Annotated in this window: 12 protein-coding genes; 4 read left to right on the top strand and 8 right to left on the bottom strand. The window is 62.4% G+C overall.

What is annotated here, in order from left to right; translation table 11 throughout:
- Window positions 1-26: 26 nt before the first annotated feature.
- The 4 genes from ACTJLB_RS13135 to flhC all read left to right on the top strand — a co-directional run bounded on the left by ACTJLB_RS13135 (window position 27) and on the right by flhC (window position 3,780).
- Complete coding sequence (locus ACTJLB_RS13135; RefSeq protein ID WP_440783517.1) at window positions 27-905, top strand: helix-turn-helix domain-containing protein; 879 nt, start codon at window positions 27-29, stop codon at window positions 903-905.
- Window positions 906-1,125: 220 nt separating this feature from the next.
- The gene (locus ACTJLB_RS13130) at window positions 1,126-2,349 is read left to right on the top strand and encodes a YeeE/YedE family protein (protein WP_440783516.1); all 1,224 of its coding nucleotides are present in this window, start codon (window positions 1,126-1,128) and stop codon (window positions 2,347-2,349) included.
- A gap of 527 nt (window positions 2,350-2,876) precedes the next feature.
- The gene (gene flhD / locus ACTJLB_RS13125; RefSeq protein ID WP_020068239.1) at window positions 2,877-3,197 is read left to right on the top strand and encodes a flagellar transcriptional regulator FlhD; all 321 of its coding nucleotides are present in this window, start codon (window positions 2,877-2,879) and stop codon (window positions 3,195-3,197) included.
- Window positions 3,198-3,210: 13 nt separating this feature from the next.
- Window positions 3,211-3,780: a flagellar transcriptional regulator FlhC gene (gene flhC, locus ACTJLB_RS13120; protein WP_020068238.1), complete on the top strand. Its 570-nt coding sequence runs from the start codon at window positions 3,211-3,213 to the stop codon at window positions 3,778-3,780.
- Between the two features lie 169 nt (window positions 3,781-3,949).
- On the opposite strand, the gene ACTJLB_RS13115 is transcribed toward flhC, so the two are convergent.
- From ACTJLB_RS13115 to ACTJLB_RS13080, 8 genes are all read right to left on the bottom strand, one after another.
- Window positions 3,950-5,281, bottom strand: a complete 1,332-nt coding sequence (locus ACTJLB_RS13115) for an Nramp family divalent metal transporter (protein ID WP_088173355.1) — start codon at window positions 5,279-5,281, stop codon at window positions 3,950-3,952.
- Between the two features lie 59 nt (window positions 5,282-5,340).
- A complete protein-coding gene (locus tag ACTJLB_RS13110) occupies window positions 5,341-6,543 on the bottom strand; it encodes an acyl-CoA dehydrogenase family protein (protein WP_440783515.1) in 1,203 nt (400 codons plus the stop codon).
- Between the two features lie 199 nt (window positions 6,544-6,742).
- Entirely contained in the window at window positions 6,743-7,399 is a 657-nt protein-coding gene (locus ACTJLB_RS13105) for a methionine ABC transporter permease (protein WP_408129920.1), read from the bottom strand.
- The gene (locus ACTJLB_RS13100) at window positions 7,392-8,552 is read right to left on the bottom strand and encodes a methionine ABC transporter ATP-binding protein (protein WP_440783514.1); all 1,161 of its coding nucleotides are present in this window, start codon (window positions 8,550-8,552) and stop codon (window positions 7,392-7,394) included. Before ACTJLB_RS13100 ends, ACTJLB_RS13105 begins: the two co-directional genes overlap by 8 nt.
- A gap of 13 nt (window positions 8,553-8,565) precedes the next feature.
- Window positions 8,566-9,969: an LLM class flavin-dependent oxidoreductase gene (locus ACTJLB_RS13095; protein WP_440783513.1), complete on the bottom strand. Its 1,404-nt coding sequence runs from the start codon at window positions 9,967-9,969 to the stop codon at window positions 8,566-8,568.
- 42 nt (window positions 9,970-10,011) lie between these two features.
- Window positions 10,012-10,851, bottom strand: coding sequence for a MetQ/NlpA family ABC transporter substrate-binding protein (locus ACTJLB_RS13090; RefSeq protein WP_440783512.1), 840 nt, complete (start codon window positions 10,849-10,851; stop codon window positions 10,012-10,014).
- A 223-nt stretch (window positions 10,852-11,074) separates the two neighbouring features.
- On the bottom strand, window positions 11,075-12,652 hold the full coding sequence (locus tag ACTJLB_RS13085) for an efflux transporter outer membrane subunit (protein ID WP_440783511.1): 1,578 nt from the start codon (window positions 12,650-12,652) through the stop codon (window positions 11,075-11,077).
- 13 nt (window positions 12,653-12,665) lie between these two features.
- Window positions 12,666-15,851: an efflux RND transporter permease subunit gene (locus ACTJLB_RS13080; protein ID WP_020068230.1), complete on the bottom strand. Its 3,186-nt coding sequence runs from the start codon at window positions 15,849-15,851 to the stop codon at window positions 12,666-12,668.
- Window positions 15,852-15,871: the final 20 nt, after the last annotated feature.

Raw genomic sequence — 15,871 nt, 5'->3', positions numbered from 1 at the left:
GCGGCGCTTTAGCTATCATCGTTGGCATGAACACACTTTCTTCTGCGCAAAGCGCCCCGTCGACACGGCCCGCGACCAGCCGCACCGTCGGCGATCTGCTGCGTGAATGGCGGCAGCGGCGACGGATGAGTCAGTTGCTGCTCGCCGCCGAAGCCGACATCTCGACGCGGCATCTGAGCTTCGTCGAATCGGGCCGCGCAATGCCGAGCCGCGAGATGGTCATGCATCTTGCCGAGCGCCTCGACGTGCCGCTGCGCGCACGGAATGCGTTGCTCGTCGCGGCCGGTTACGCGCCGCTGTTTCGCGAGCGTCCGCTATCGGACCCGCAACTGAGCGCCGCGCGCGAAGCCGTCGAACTGGTGTTGAAGGGCCACGAACCGTATCCGGCGCTCGCCGTCGACCGGCACTGGAACATCGTCGCCAAGAATAACGCGCTCGGGCCGCTCCTGTCGGGCGCGAGTCCCGATCTGCTGAAGCCGCCCGTGAATGCGTTGCGCCTGAGCCTGCATCCGGAAGGCATTGCTTCGTCCATCGTCAACTGGCACGCGTGGCGGGAGCACGTGCTCGCGCGGCTGCAACGGCAGATCGACGTAAGCGCCGACCAAACGCTCAGCGCGTTGCGCGACGAACTGGCGGCCTATCCAACGCCGCCGGGCGCGCAGCCGCCCGAGCCCAGCGAGAGCCCGCTCAACCAGATTGCGGTGCCGCTGCGTCTGCGCACGCCGCTTGGCGTGCTGTCGTTTTTCAGCACGACGACGGTGTTCGGCACGCCGGTGGACGTCACTCTGTCGGAACTGGCGATTGAAGCGTTCTTTCCGGCCGATCCGCAGACCGCAGCCGCATTGCACGGCTTGACCGACAACCGGCGCTCAGACGGCGTGCACGGGGCGACCGCCGGCACGTGAGGGGTTGCGGGCGGCGGCGTCGGCGCCATCGGGCGCGGCAGCGGCAAACAGCGACAAGCAGCGGCAAACGGTGACAAACAGCGACGCGCCCCGCGCCTGCGAGGATATGCACTACGTGCTATCTTTTTCGATCCTCATTGCGCTTTCGCTCCTCTGCCAACAACGCTCGCCAGCCGCCCGCCGGGCCGCCGGCGCGCGTGCGTTGACGGTCAATCTCATCATGTCCGAACTTTCCTCTACTCTTTCTCCCGCGCCACGCCGTTTCGACCTCAACCCGAAACCGCTTGCCGCGGCTCTCCTTCTGATCGCGCTCGGTGCCGTGTATCTGGCTCAGACCGTCAGTGGCCGTCAGGCCGCGCTCTATATAGTCGGTGCCCTGCTCGGCATGTCGCTCTATCACGCGGCGTTCGGTTTCACGTCGGCGTGGCGGGTTTTTATCGCCGACGGCCGCGGCGCCGGGCTTCGCGCGCAAATGCTGATGCTCGCCGTGGGCGTCGTGCTGTTCTTCCCGGTACTCGCGTCGGGGACCTTGTTCGGCCATCCGGTGGTGGGGCTCGTTGCGCCCGCCGGCACGTCCGTCCTCGTCGGGGCCTTCATGTTCGGCATCGGCATGCAGCTGGGTGGCGGCTGCGCGTCCGGCACGCTGTACACCGTCGGCGGCGGCAGCACGCGGATGATCGTCACGCTCGCGGCATTTGTAACAGGCTCGGTGGTGGCGACCGCGCACATGCCGTTCTGGACCGCCCTGCCCGCCTTGAAGCCGCTGTCGATGGTCAACACGCTCGGCGCCGGCGCCGCAATCGCGCTGAACCTGATCATTTTCGCGGCGATCGCGGCGCTGACCGTCATCGTCGAACGGCGGCGGCACGGGCGCCTCGTCAACGAGCCGGCGCGTGCGTCGCGCGCATCGCCTTGGCTGCAAGGGCCGTGGCCGCTCTTTGTCGGCGCGCTCGCGCTTGTGCTGCTCAACTTCGCGACGCTCGCGCTGTCGGGCCGTCCGTGGGGCGTGACCTCGGCGTTCGCGTTGTGGGGCGCCAAGCTTTTTGCCGCGCTGGGCGTGGACGTGGCGAGCTGGCCGTACTGGGCGACCCGCGCGAACGCGGGCGCGCTGGCAGCGCCTGTTACACATGACGTCACCACGGTGATGGACGTCGGCATCATTCTCGGCGCCATGGCCGCTGCCGCGCTCGCCGGCCGCTACGCACCGGTCTGGAAAGTGCCGGCGCGCTCGCTGATCGCGGCAATCGTCGGCGGCCTCCTGCTCGGCTACGGCGCCCGCCTCGCCTATGGTTGTAACATCGGCGCCTACCTCAGCGGCATCGTGTCAGGCAGCCTCCACGGCTGGCTGTGGCTCGTCGCCGCCTTTATTGGAAACGTGCTCGGCACGCGCCTGCGGCCCGCGTTTGGGCTCGAAGTCGAGCGAGTTCGCCCGACGGGCTGCTAATTCTTACCGATCCGGTTACAAACTCGCTGAGTTTGTAACCGGGGCGCCATCTTTTCGTTACAAAATCGGTCCGTCCCTGAAACAGGAAATCGGAAGGTAGTAATTACACGACCCGGCGCGCGCTTTTCGCTTCGTTTCCATTCAGTCTTAATTACCGGTTCTCTCCGAACCGCCTCGGTGTTGCGCGGACGACACGGTCTAATCCCCGCCGTACAAGGGTTTTCATGGATCTGACGAAAGCTCGCCAAGGCGGAAAAGGCGTCCAGCACGGCCCATTACAAGCCCATGAAATTCTTACCGAAATTTCATGTACTTTTTCGAGATATTTTTTTGAGAAGGGATTGATTTCTGGTTTTGCCCTTCATACAATTCGTCCCAAGCTGTTACGAAATGTAACGCGATGTATCAAAAGGTCGCCATGTGTATCAGGGACGACTTGTAGCCGAAGGACAACGTTTTCGGCGAGGCATAAAAGACATAACGGCAAAAAGCCGACATAGTAATTCGGGGCTTCGGAAACAGAGAAAATGGACCGTAGCAGCGAGACGCTGGACTCAATCCGCGAGATTAACCTGTCGTACATCATGCTTGCGCAACGTATGTTGCGTGAGGACAAACCGATCGGAATGTTCCGTCTGGGTTTGTCGTCGGAACTGGCTGATCTGCTTGCCGGGCTGTCGCTCGCACAGATCGTCAAGCTGGCCTCTTCCGATCAGCTGTTGTGTTTCTTCCGCTTCAACGACCACTCGATGCTGTCGGCGTTGACGCAAACGACGAAGCACACCGCAGTTGCACCGACTCACGCGGCGATCCTGCTTGCAGGCCAGCCCGCTGAGCAATTTGCCTAATAGGGTGACTGCGATGCTCAAGCGTAGCCTGACGGAAGATGCACAAGAAGTGTTTCGTGCGATCGCGTTGATCGAACTCGGCGCACGCATGCAGGTGCTCGAGAGCGAGTTGACGCTCTCGCGTGACCGCATGATCCGCCTGTACCGCGAGGTGAAGGGCGTATCGCCGCCCAAGGGCATGCTGCCGTTCTCGGCGGACTGGTACATGACGTGGCTTGCGAACATTCACGCGTCGCTGTTCTACAACACGTACCTGTTCCTGAAGAACGAAGCGCGTTGCTCGCATCTCGATGCACTGACCAAAGGGTATCGGCTGTATCTCGAACACTGCAAGCACAGCGAAACAGAACCGGTGCTCGACCTGACGCGCGCCTGGACGCTGGTGCGTTTCTTCGACGCTGACATCCTGCAGTTGACGAAGTGCTGCCGTTGCACCGGCAAGTTCGTCGCACACAAGCACGACCTGCAGCACAACGTCGTGTGCGGCGCATGCCAGCCGCCGTCGCGTGCCGGCAAGACGAAGAAAGCCGCAGCCGCTCGTCAGGAAGCACTCGAAGCCGCGCAGGTCGCCCAGGCCGCCTGAGCCACGCGGCTTGCCAGATTGAAATTCGATGACGGCTGGTCCGCCCGATTCGAATCCGAAGCCTCAAAGTAAAAGGTCCGCCAATTTGCGCGGACCTTTTTTTGTTCGACGTTCGCGCTCTTCGCGCGGCAACGCGGCGATGCATCAGGCCGCGCCGCACTTCGCCCATTCATTCCCCAACGAGTCCCACCGTCTGCACGACGAGCCACAGGTTCGCCGCGGTAATCACCGCGAATAGCGTCCACGCGACGATCCGCGTGAGCAGCGTATTCGCGAACTCGCCCATCAGCGAGCGGTCGCCGGTCATGCGGATCAGCGGATAAAGCGCGAACGGCAATTGCAGGCTGAGCACGACCTGACTCGCGACGAGCAGCTTGCCCACCGCCCCGTTGCCCATCATCTGCACGCCGATCAGTGCGGGAATCAACGCAAGCGCGCGCGTGATGAAGCGCCGCTGCCAGCACGGGATCTTCAGCTTCAGGAAGCCTTCCATGATGACCTGTCCCGCGACCGTGCCGGTGAAGGTCGAACTTTGTCCCGACGCGAGCAGCGTGATCGCGAACAACACCGCCGCGAAGCCGGTGCCGACAATCGGCGCGAGCAGCTTGTAGGCGTCTTCGATTTCGGTGACCTGATTATGGCCGGTCGCATGAAACGCGGCGGCCGCGAGAATCAGGATCGCCATGTTGATCATTAGCGCCAGCAGCAACGACACGATGGTATCGATGCGCGACATGCCGATCGCGGAGCCGATGCTCGCCGGATCGCGCTTCACCGCTCGCGTTTGCACGATCGACGAATGCAGATACAGGTTATGCGGCATGACCGTCGCGCCGAGAATGCCGATCGCGAGATACACCGGTTCGCGCGAGCTCAACGCCTGCCACGACGGAATCAGTCCTTGCGCGACCGACGGCCAATGCGGCTTTACGAGTGCAAGTTCGACGATATAGCCGACGCCGATCGTCGCGATCAGTCCAAGCATGATCGCTTCCAGATCGCGGAAGTTCTTGCCCTTCAGACCGAGCACGATCAACGTGTCGAACGCGGTCAGCAGCACGCCCGTGGTAAGCGAACATTTGAAGAGCAGATGAAAAGCGAGCGCGCCGCCAAGCACTTCCGCGAGATCGCACGCAACGATCGAAAGCTCGGCAAGAAACCATTGCCCTCGCGCGACCGCGGGCGAATAACGCGCCCTCGACAATTCGGCCAGATCGCGCCCCGTGACGATACCCAGGCGCATGCTCAGACATTGCAACGCCATCGCCGCGAGACTCGACAGCATGACGACGAACAGCAGGCTGTAGCCGTAACGCGAGCCGGCTTCAATGTCGGTCGCCCAGTTGCCCGGGTCCATATAGCCGATGGAAACCAGCAGACCGGGGCCGGCGAACTGCAGGATCTTTTTCCAGAAAGGCGCGCCTTGCGAGACGGCGACCGAGCCTTGCACTTCAGACGGGCAAAACGGCGCTGTTGCCGTGGTCGGTAATTTGAACTGCAATCCGGAGATCTCTTGAGAAGGAATAAACGCGGCGCAGACTGGCTGCACCGCGGACCGCCTCAAGTGTACAAAGAAACTTCTGGCAATGTCCCGCTGAGTGCATAACGGCCGACATCGCGCACGCGATAGTCGAGCGGATCGTGCAGCGTGTGCACGCGGGCGTTGCGCCAGAAACGATCGAGCGCGAGCGGCGCATGTGTGGCGCGCGCGCCGCAGGCGTCGAACAGTTTTTCGCTGACGTCGAGCGCCGCACGATGCGCGACGATTTTCGCCTCTGAAGTAGCGAGCGCAACGTGGGCTCGCACTTCGGCGGAAAGCGACGGGCCTTCGCGCCACGCGGCATCGAGCGCTTGCGCGGCGCGCACGGCCAGCGCTTCGGCGCTCACCGCCTGAATACGCATTTCGCCGAAACGCTGGATCAGATACGGATCGTCGGTGGCTTTCGTCACGCCCGAAGTCATCCACGGCTTGCCGTATTGCGAGACGTACGCACGCGCTTCATCGAGCGCGCCTTGTGCGATGCCGACGAACAGATTGGTCATGACCTGCTGCGAGACGAGCGTGCGCAAACTCGCATACGGCGTGTCGCCACGTTGCAAGACTTCTTCAGGCTCGACCCGGACCTGGACAAACGACACGCTGCCGCTGTCGGTCTGCCGTTGCCCGATCGGATTCCAGTCTTCGTTGACGGTGATGCCCTCGCGCGTGGTCGGCACGACTGCGAACATCGTGCTGCCGGTCTGCGGGTCGTGTCCGGAGACCGTCATCATCTGCGAGCCGCGTGTGCCCGAGCAAAAGCCTTTCTCGCCGTTCAGAACATAGCCGCCGTCGCCGGTTGCGTTGGCAACGAGCCGGGTGTCGAGCGGATTCACCGCGTTGCCCCACCACCAGTGCTCTTTTACCGTACCGCCCAGGTAGCGGGCACGCTGCTCCGCGTTACCCCACACATAGACGCTGACCTCTTGCAAGAACGTGAAGCCGAGCAGATGCGCGAGCGCGCTGTCCACCTGCGCGATCTTGCGAATGGTGTCGTAGATTTCCGGCCACGAAGCGCCCTCGCCGCCGAATTCGCGCGGCACGGCAAGCGTGAGCAGGCCCGCGTCGGCGATCCACTGTTTCTCCTGCGCGGCGTGGCCGCCCGCAAGGTCGCGCTCCGCGGCGCTCGCATGCAGTGCCGCGAGCAGGCCGGCGAGATCGCGCACGGCTGGTGCGGCGGACGCCTCGCGCGTCTGCAGCGCCGCGGTCTGGCGAAAATCGTTCATGCTATTTCCACGTGATGATGTTTTCGAGGCGACCCTGCAGTGCAGGTGGAATGGGCTCGCGAGCGGCTTACGGCGCATCCGGCAGCTTTCATGATAGGCGGTGAGATCCGCGACCGATAGGGCGCGCGTCATTCGTCATGCAAATGCACTGTGTCAGCAGGCCGACGCGAACACGGCAGTCAGTATTTGAACTCACCCCTCACGCGCGCTGCGCGAGTCGCCGCACGAAGCGATCGCCCACCAGTTGCACCATAGTTACGATCGCAATCAGCAACACGATCACCGTCACCATCACCGTCGTATCGAAACGCTGATAGCCGTAGCGGATCGCAAGATCGCCGAGGCCGCCTGCGCCAACCGCACCGGCCATCGCGGAAGATCCGATCATCGCAACTACGGTGATCGTGAAGCCGCCCACGATGCCTGGCAGAGCTTCGGGCAACAGCACGTGCCAGATGATATGCCTGCGTTGCGCGCCCATTGCCTGCGCTGCTTCTATCAGGCCGCGGTCCACTTCGCGCAGGCTCACTTCGGCTACGCGGGCGAGGAACGGAATCGCGGCAATGCTGAGCGGCACGATTGCCGCCCATACGCCGATGGTCGTGCCGATCAGCAAGCGCGTGAGGGGCAGCAGCGCGACCAGCAGAATGATGAACGGCGTCGAGCGAAACGCATTGACGAGCGCGCCGAGCGTGCTGTTCACCGCGCGCTTTTCGAAGATGCCGCCGCGCGTGGTCGTGACCAGCACGAGCGCCAACGGAATGCCGACCAGTGCCGCGATTACTGCGGACACGCCGACCATTACAACCGTATCGCGTATCGCCCCGACGAGTTCCGACAGCCAGAGATCAGACATAACCCAATACCTCGACGTGGTTAGCGTGGCCGCGCGCGCGTTCGACCAACGCGGCGACCTGCGCATGCACCGTGGCGCCTTTTTTCGCACGGACCTGCGCGGATACGATGAGGCGCCCTTGCGCATGCCCTTGAATGCGGTCGATTCCGCCATGCACGAAGCTCACGCCGCCTCCGTCGATGCTCAGCGCGGAAGTCAGACCGGCGAGGTCCGGGTCACGTGCATTGCCGCCAGTAAAGCGCACGTCGAGCAGAACGCGCGCGTCGGCTTGCGCGATCCCGGCAAGCGGCTTCACGCGATCGGCAAGATCCGCAGGCAAGTCGTGAACCAGCGTGCGCAGCAGCGCCCGCGTTGCATCGTGCTGCGGCTCGCCGAACACACGCCACACCGGACCCGTCTCCACTACGCGGCCACGCTCGATCACGGCGACCGTATCGCACACCTCACGAATCACCTGCATTTCATGCGTGATCAGAACGACGGTCAGGTTTAACCGACGGTTGATGTCACGCAGCAGCGCGAGAATCGCTTGTGTCGTTTCTGGATCGAGTGCGGATGTGGCTTCGTCGCACAGCAGAATGTCGGGGTCCGTGACGAGTGCGCGCGCAATGCCAACACGCTGCTTCTGTCCGCCGGACAAGCTCGCTGGATAAGCGTCGCGCTTTGCCGCGAGGCCGACCAGTTCGAGCAACGCATCGACCTTCCTGTCGATCGCCGCTTTCGGTACGCCGGCGATCTTCAACGGCAATGCAATGTTCTCGCGCACGGTCTTCGCGGAGAGCAGATTGAAGTGCTGAAACACCATGCCGATGCGACGGCGCAGCGTCACGAGTCCGCGTTCGTCGAGTTCGCCGACATTGATTCCATTCACGCGCACCGCGCCCGAACTCGGCTTTTCGAGTCCGTTCACGAGCCGCAGCAACGTGGACTTTCCTGCGCCGCTGCGACCGATAATGCCGAACACCTCGCCGCACGCAACGTTCAACGTCACCTCTGCGAGCGCCGCGGTCGGGACACCGCTGGACCCCGCGAATACCTTGCCGACGTGGTCGAATACAACGGCCGACTGCGCCGGCGCCGCGTTCGCACGATGATCGGCCGCGGCAGACGGTGCTTCTTCGATAAACTGCGGCACGTCGAAAAGATTAGCCATCGCTTTGTTCCTCTCAGGCTTCCACGGTTTGTTTGATGCCGCTTTGCGGCGCTCGCCGATGCTGTGCGCCGGCATGCACGTCCGGTAAACGCGCGCGGCCGCCGCCGAACAGCTTCTCCCGCAGCGTAGGCGCGGGATCGTAGTCTTCCTTGTAGACGCCGCGATTCTGCAGCTCCGGCACGACGAGGTCCACGAAGTCCTCGAACGATTCCGGCATCACCGTGCGTGTCAGATTGAATCCGTCGACGCCCGCTTCGTCGACCCATGACACCAGTTCGTCCGCGATCTGCTGCGGCGAGCCCACCACCGGTTTTGCGCGACCGCCGAGCGTCATCTGTTCGAGTACTTTGCGCTTGGTCCAGACGCCGCTCACGCTCTTCTTCGAAATGGCTTCGACCGCCGATTGCATGGATTGCGTCTTTACATACGAGATCGGCTCATCCAGCTCGTATTGCGAAAAGTCGATACCTGTCGAGCTGGAGAAATGCGCGATGCCGCCTTCAGCGCTTGCATAGCGCCGGTACTCTTCGAACTTTTCCTGTGCGGCTCGTTCGGTTTCGCCGACCACCACGGTGATGCCCGCGAAGACCTTGATGTCGTCAGGCGAGCGCCCAAAGCTCACGGCTCGTGCGCGAATGTCGTCGACGATCGAACGCGTCAACTGCTTGTTCTGTCCGCCGACAAACACGCACTCCGCATGGCGCGCCGCGAAATCCACGCCGCGGCTCGACGAGCCGGCCTGATACAACACGGGTGTGCGTTGCGGCGATGGCTCGCTCAAGTGAATCGCGTCGATCGAATAGAAAGGACCGTCGTGTTTCACGCGATGCACCTTGCCCGGTTGCGAGAAGATGCGCGAAGCGCGGTCGCGCACCACCGCGTCGTCTTCCCAGCTTTGCTCCCAGAGCTTGTAGACCACATCCATATAGTCGTCGGCACGGTCATAGCGGTCATCGTGACTGATCTGTTGCGCGAGACCCATGCCGCGAGCGGCGCTATCCAGATAGCCGGTGACGATATTCCAGCCGACCCGCCCTTTGGTCAGATGGTCGAGCGTCGACATGCGCCGCGCGAACAGATACGGCGGCTCATACGTCAGATTCGACGTTACGCCAAAGCCGATATGACGCGTCACATGCGCCATCGCGGGCACGATCAGCGAGGGATCGTTGATTGGAATCTGCACGGCTTCGCGTAACGGCGTGTCGGGGCCGCCCTGATACACGTCGTACACGCCGACAATATCCGCGAGAAAGATCCCGTCGAACTTGCCGCGTTCGAGCGTTTGCGCAAGACTCGTCCAGTAGTCGAGATCGGTGTAATGCGCCGAACGATCTCGTGGATGCGTCCACAAGCCGTGATTGATATGGCCCACTGCATTCATGTTGAATGCGTTCAACAGAATCTTCTTCGGCATCGCGTCACTCCTGTTGTTTCTGATCAGCGCGAGATGCGCCGCTTACCAGGCGACCGCGTACAGAGTGCCGAATGCTTTGTCGAGCGCAGCGCGCACAGCCGGCGAATGCTGATAGATCGAAATGAACTTGCGAATGCGCGGATCGTTCACGCTCTCCGGACGCACGACCCACTGGATTGCGTAGTTCTTGTTCTCCAGACCGTCGAATAGCAGCGCGCTATTCGGGTCCGTCGTACCCGCGAGCTTGATGAAGCTCGGATAGCCTTGTGCAAGATCGACATCGTCGAGCGAACGCGCCAGTTGCGATGCTTCGAGTTGAACAATCTTCAGATGCCGGGGGTTGTCGATAATGTCGAGCGTGGTTGCGCGATAGTCGATTCCGGGCGTCAGCTTGATGAGCCCCGCGCGTTGCAGCAGCAACAAGCCGCGCCCGCCATTGACGGGATCATTGGCGATAGCCACGGTCGCGCCGTCTTTCAACTCGTCGAATCGTTTGACCTTCTTCGAGTACAGACCGATCTTCATGATCGTGCCAGGGGCAATTGCGACAAAGTTATAACCGCCCTGCTTCTTCGCGTTCTCGAGAAACGGAATGTGCTGGAAGTAATTGACGTCGATATCCTTATTTGCGAGTGCGGCGTTCGGCGTGTTCCAGTCTGTGAATTCGATGACCTTCACGTCGAGCCCCTGCTCTTTCGCCTCGCGCACGGCTACTTTGAGTGCCTCGATTTGCGGACTCGTGGCCGTGCCGATTTTTAGTGTCGGCGCGTCCGCTGCGAATGCGTGCATTGCGGGCAGAGCCAGTGCGAAGCCGAAGGCGCTGACAAGCGCGAGCGTCGGCGCGTGAAAAAAACGCCGCACGTTTAAAGCGAAATTGCGCATGGTGGACTCTTGTAGTTGATACGTGATGTGGTTCGCGGCGAGCCTGTTCGACAGCCCGCGTCATGGTGCGAATCATCATAGAGTCCACGATACCTACGGGTCTACGAACGGATTTTCGAATGGAAAGTGCTAAAAAAGATTTGCGCAGAAAAAAGCCGGACCGCGCTCATCGCGCGATCCGGCCTGTTTGCAGCACTCGGGGCCAGCCTCAGCAGTAAAACGTCTAGCGCTTGGCCACCTGCTCGGCAGGCGCCGCTGACGAAGCCGGCGTTGCAGCCGGTGCAGCGGAGCCGACTGCGGTGTCGGACGCAGCCACATCGCCCCACCCGCCGCCGAGGGCGCGAATCAGGTTGACCGTCGCAACAGCCTGCGTGCCCTGCAAGTGGCTCGCCTGCAGTTGCGTATTCAACACCTGCCGCTCGCCGTCGATCACGTCCAGATAGCTGACCGCGCCTTCGGTGTACTGCGTGCGCGACAGACGCGCCGCGCGCTGCGAGGCCTGCACGGCATTGTTCTGCTCGCGCATCTGGTCGTCGAGCAGGCGCAGGTCGGCCAGGTTGTCCTCGACTTCGCGGAACGCGACCAGAACCTGCTGACGATACTGCGCAACGTCCTCGTCGTATTTCGCACGAGCCTGCGCGAGATTCGCCTTACGCCGGCCGCCGTCGAACAGAGGCAATGTCAATGCAGTGCCGGCAAACGGTCCGAGAATGAACGCGCGGCTCGACCACATGAACAGATTGCCCAACGTTGCCGACTCATAGCCAAATGCGCCAGTGATATCGAGCTTCGGGAAAAACGCCGACTTCGCGAGACCGACCCGCGCGTTTGCCGCCGCCATCGCGCGTTCGGCTGCCGACACGTCCGGCCGCCGTTCGAGCAGCGCCGAAGGCAAGCCCGGCGGAACGCGCGCCGCTACCGGTACGAGCGGCGCTTCTGCGAACGAGAAGTCTGCCGGCGGCTTGCCGAGCAGAATCGCGAGACTATGCTCCGACGCCGCGCGCTGACGTGCGACGCCGACGGCATCCGCACGCGCACTCGCAAGTTCGTTGCGGGCGCGAGAAACATCGAGCTCGCTGATGTCGCCTTCCTTGAAACGACGCTCGACGAGCTTCAACGTATCTTCACGCAATGCCACTGTGCGGCGGTACAAGTCCTGATCGGTATCGAGTTCGCGCAACTGGAAATAGTTTTGCGCGACGTCGGCCTGCAACGACAACTGCACCGAGCGGAACAGCGCTTCGCTCTGCTGCTCGTCCGCACGCGACGCATTGACGTTGGAGCCGACGCGCCCGAACAGATCCGCTTCATACGACGCGCCGACCTGCGCGCGCCAGATGGTGCCGGTCGTGCCGCCCGCGCTATCCGGCTGGAATTGCGATGCCGCGGACGCACGTTCGCGAGTCGGGCCGAAGCCCGCATCGATCTTGGGGAACCAGTCCGATTTGGCTGCACGCGTCACCGCACGGGCCTGTTGCACGCGCGCTGCTGCCGCCTTCAGGTCCTGATTCGCGGCGGCCGCCTGCTCTTCGAGCGCGTCGAGTTGCGGGTCGCCGAAAATCTTCCACCATTCGCCGCGATGCGCGTCGTCGGCAGGTTGCGCCGTCTTCCACGTGCCGGCGTCCGGTGCCGATGCAGCGGAGGGCGCCGAAGCCGCTACCGGCGCTTCCTTGAACGCGGTGGGCGTATCCACTTCCGGCCGCTTATAGGTGGGCTCCACCGAGCAGGCGGCGAGCAGTGCAAGCAGCAAACCGCTGGCTGCTGCCCGGCCCCATCCACTCAAACTTTCAAAGCGTTTCATTGTTGTTTTCTCCTCAGGCGTCCGTGACCGGTGCGCCAATGCGCGGCGAATCCTTCTGCGCGACATGAATCGTCCCGCCGGCCAACGTACGCAGCACCACATAGAACACCGGCGTGAGCATCAGCCCGAACAGCGTGACACCGAGCATGCCGAAGAACACCGCGACACCCATTGCGTGACGCATTTCCGAACCGGCTCCGGTCGACAACACGAGCGGCACCACACCCATGATGAACGCGATCGACGTCATCAGAATCGGCCGCAGACGCAGTCGGCTCGCCTCAATCGCCGCCGACAATGGCGTATGTCCATCGTGTTCGAGTTCTCGGGCGAACTCCACGATCAGAATCGCGTTCTTCGCCGACAAGCCCACCAGCACCATCAAGCCGATCTGCGTGAAGATGTTGTTGTCGCCGCCCGTGAGCCACACGCCGGTCAGCGCAGACAGCACGCTCATCGGCACGATCAGGATCACGGCGAGCGGCAGCGTCAGGCTTTCATACAGTGCGGCAAGCACGAGGAACACGAGCAACACGCTGATCGGGAACACCCACAGGCCCGCATTACCGGCGAGAATCTGCTGGTACGTGAGGTCGGTCCATTCGAGCTTCACGCCGCGCGGCAGCACTTCGGCCGCCACGCGCTCAGCCGCGGCTTGCGCCTGACCGGACGAGAATCCCGGCGCCGGTCCACCGTTGATGTCCGCTGCGGTATAGCCGTTGTAACGCACGACCATTTCCGGACCGAACGTCGGCGTGACCGACACGAGCGACGACAACGGCACCATGTCGCCCGCGGCGTTGCGCGTCTTCAGTTGCAGGATGTCGTCGGCGCGTTGACGGAACGGCGCGTCTGCCTGCACCCGCACCTGATACACGCGGCCAAAGCGGTTGAAGTCGTTCACATACAGCGAGCCCAGATAGATCTGCATCGTGTTGAACACGTCAGTAACCGGCACGCCGAGCTGCTTCGCCTTCACACGGTCGAGGTCCACGTTCAATTGCGGAACGTTGATCTGATAGCTGGAGAAGGTCGGACCGAGTTCAGGCGTCTGCGCGGCCTTCTTCACGAATGCCTCTGCTGCCTTGTTCAGTTCCGCGTAACCGAGCGCACCGTGATCCTCCAGTTGCATCTTGAAACCGCCGAGCGTGCCGAGACCGAGCACAGGTGGCGGCGGAAACACCGCGACGAACGAGTCCTTGATCGCGCCATATTGCTGGTTCAACGCGCCGGCAATCGCGCCCGCCGAGAGCTTCTTGTCGCCGCGCTCCTTGAACGGCTTGAGCGTGACGAACACAATGCCCGCGCTAGAACTGTTCGTGAAGCCGTTCACCGACAAACCCGGGAACGCCACTGCGCTTTCCACGCCCTTCTGCTTGAGCGCAATCGCGCTCATATCGCGGATCACTTTTTCCGTACGATCCAGCGATGCGCCATTCGGCAACTGCGCGAACGCAATCAGGTACTCCTTGTCCTGCGCGGGCACGAAGCCGCCCGGCACGACACGCGAGATCAGCACCGTTGCGCCGAGCAGGATCGCGTACACCGCGAGCATTGCACCCTTGCGGCGCAGCACGCCGGTCACGCCGCGGCCGTATGCCGTCGAGCCGCGATGAAACACCTTGTTGAAGCCCTTGAAGAAGCGGCCCAGCACGCGGTTCATCACACGCGTCAGCAGGTCTTCCTTCGCGCCGTGGCCGCGCAGCAGCATGGCGGACAACGCCGGCGACAGCGTCAACGAGTTGAACGCCGAGATCACCGTCGAGATCGCGATGGTCATCGCGAACTGCTTGTAGAACTGACCCGTGAGGCCCGTCATGAACGCGAGCGGCACGAACACGGCGACGAGCGTGAGCGCGATGGCGATAATCGGCCCGCTCACTTCCTGCATCGCCTTATAGGTTGCATCGCGCGCACTGAGCCCGCTTTCGATATTCCGTTCGACGTTCTCCACCACCACGATCGCATCGTCCACCACGATCCCGATCGCGAGCACCATGCCGAACAACGACAACGCATTGATCGAGAAACCGAACGCAAGCAACAGCGAGAACGTACCGACAATGGACACCGGCACGGCGATCAACGGAATGATCGATGCACGCCACGTCTGCAGGAACACGATCACGACGATCACCACCAGCGCGATTGCTTCGAGCAGCGTATGCACGACCGCCTCGATACTCGAGCGCACGAACTGCGTCGGGTCGTAGACGATCTTGTATTCGACGCCCGCGGGCATGTCTTGCGCGAGGTCCTTCATCGCGGAGCGAACTTCGTCGGAAATCGCGAGCGAGTTCGCGCCTGGCGCCTGGTTGATCGCGAGCGCAACCGCCGGCTTGTTGTCGAGCAACGAACGCAGACCGTATTCCGACGCGGCCAGTTCGACACGAGCGATGTCACGCAGATAAGTCACGCCGCCATCGGGCGCGGTTTTCACGATGATGTCGCCGAATTCGCCCTCGGTCTTCAGACGGCCGCGCGCATTGACCGACAACTGCAATTGCGTACCGGGCACCGAAGGCGATGCGCCGATCACACCGGCCGCCACCTGAATGTTCTGCTCGCGAATCGCGTTGACTACTTCGGTCGCCGTCAAACCGCGTTGCGCGACCTTCTGCGGATCGAGCCACACACGCATCGCGTAGTCGCCCGAGCCCCACAATTGAACCTCGCCGACGCCCTGAATACGCGCGAGCCGGTCCTTGACGTTCAGCAGCGCGTAGTTGCGCAGATACGTCATGTCGTAGCGGTTATTCGGCGAGATCAGGTGGACCACCATTGTCAGCGTGGGCGAACTCTTGATCGTCGTCACACCGAGCCGTTGGACGTCTTCCGGCAAACGCGGCAGTGCCTGGTTCACGCGGTTCTGCACCAGTTGCGTTGCGAGGTCCGGGTTCGTGCCGAGCTTGAACGTGACCGTCAGCGTGAGATTGCCGTCGCTATTTGCTTGTGACTGCATATACAGCATGTTCTCGACGCCGTTGATCTGCTCTTCGAGCGGCGAAGCGACGGCTTCCGCGATCACTTTCGGATTTGCGCCAGGATACTGCGCGTGCACCACGACCGACGGCGGGACCACTTCGGGGTACTCGGAGATCGGCAGCTTGAAGAGCGAAATGACGCCCGCCAGCAGAACCAATACCGATAGCACGCCCGCAAAGATCGGCCGATCGATGAAGAATTTGGATATGTTCATTGGAAGCTCTTGATGTTGGA

Source organism: Paraburkholderia sp. 22098, from assembly GCF_052045935.1.
In the GTDB taxonomy this organism is placed as follows: domain Bacteria; phylum Pseudomonadota; class Gammaproteobacteria; order Burkholderiales; family Burkholderiaceae; genus Paraburkholderia; species Paraburkholderia caledonica.
The sequence above is the reverse complement of the archived record's forward strand: the minus strand, read 5'-3'. Positions and strand labels throughout refer to the sequence as shown.

Bases quoted from the DNA above. Each gene is read 5' to 3' on its own strand.
- flhD (WP_020068239.1), top strand. From the start codon at position 2,877: ATGGACCGTAGCAGCGAGACGCTGGACTCAATCCGCGAGATTAACCTG.
- ACTJLB_RS13105 (WP_408129920.1), bottom strand. From the start codon at position 7,399: ATGTCTGATCTCTGGCTGTCGGAACTCGTCGGGGCGATACGCGATACG.
- ACTJLB_RS13100 (WP_440783514.1), bottom strand. From the start codon at position 8,552: ATGGCTAATCTTTTCGACGTGCCGCAGTTTATCGAAGAAGCACCGTCT.
- ACTJLB_RS13080 (WP_020068230.1), bottom strand. From the start codon at position 15,851: ATGAACATATCCAAATTCTTCATCGATCGGCCGATCTTTGCGGGCGTG.
- ACTJLB_RS13135 (WP_440783517.1), top strand. From the start codon at position 27: ATGAACACACTTTCTTCTGCGCAAAGCGCCCCGTCGACACGGCCCGCG.
- flhC (WP_020068238.1), top strand. From the start codon at position 3,211: ATGCTCAAGCGTAGCCTGACGGAAGATGCACAAGAAGTGTTTCGTGCG.
- ACTJLB_RS13085 (WP_440783511.1), bottom strand. From the start codon at position 12,652: ATGAAACGCTTTGAAAGTTTGAGTGGATGGGGCCGGGCAGCAGCCAGC.
- ACTJLB_RS13090 (WP_440783512.1), bottom strand. From the start codon at position 10,851: ATGCGCAATTTCGCTTTAAACGTGCGGCGTTTTTTTCACGCGCCGACG.
- ACTJLB_RS13130 (WP_440783516.1), top strand. From the start codon at position 1,126: ATGTCCGAACTTTCCTCTACTCTTTCTCCCGCGCCACGCCGTTTCGAC.
- ACTJLB_RS13110 (WP_440783515.1), bottom strand. From the start codon at position 6,543: ATGAACGATTTTCGCCAGACCGCGGCGCTGCAGACGCGCGAGGCGTCC.
- ACTJLB_RS13095 (WP_440783513.1), bottom strand. From the start codon at position 9,969: ATGCCGAAGAAGATTCTGTTGAACGCATTCAACATGAATGCAGTGGGC.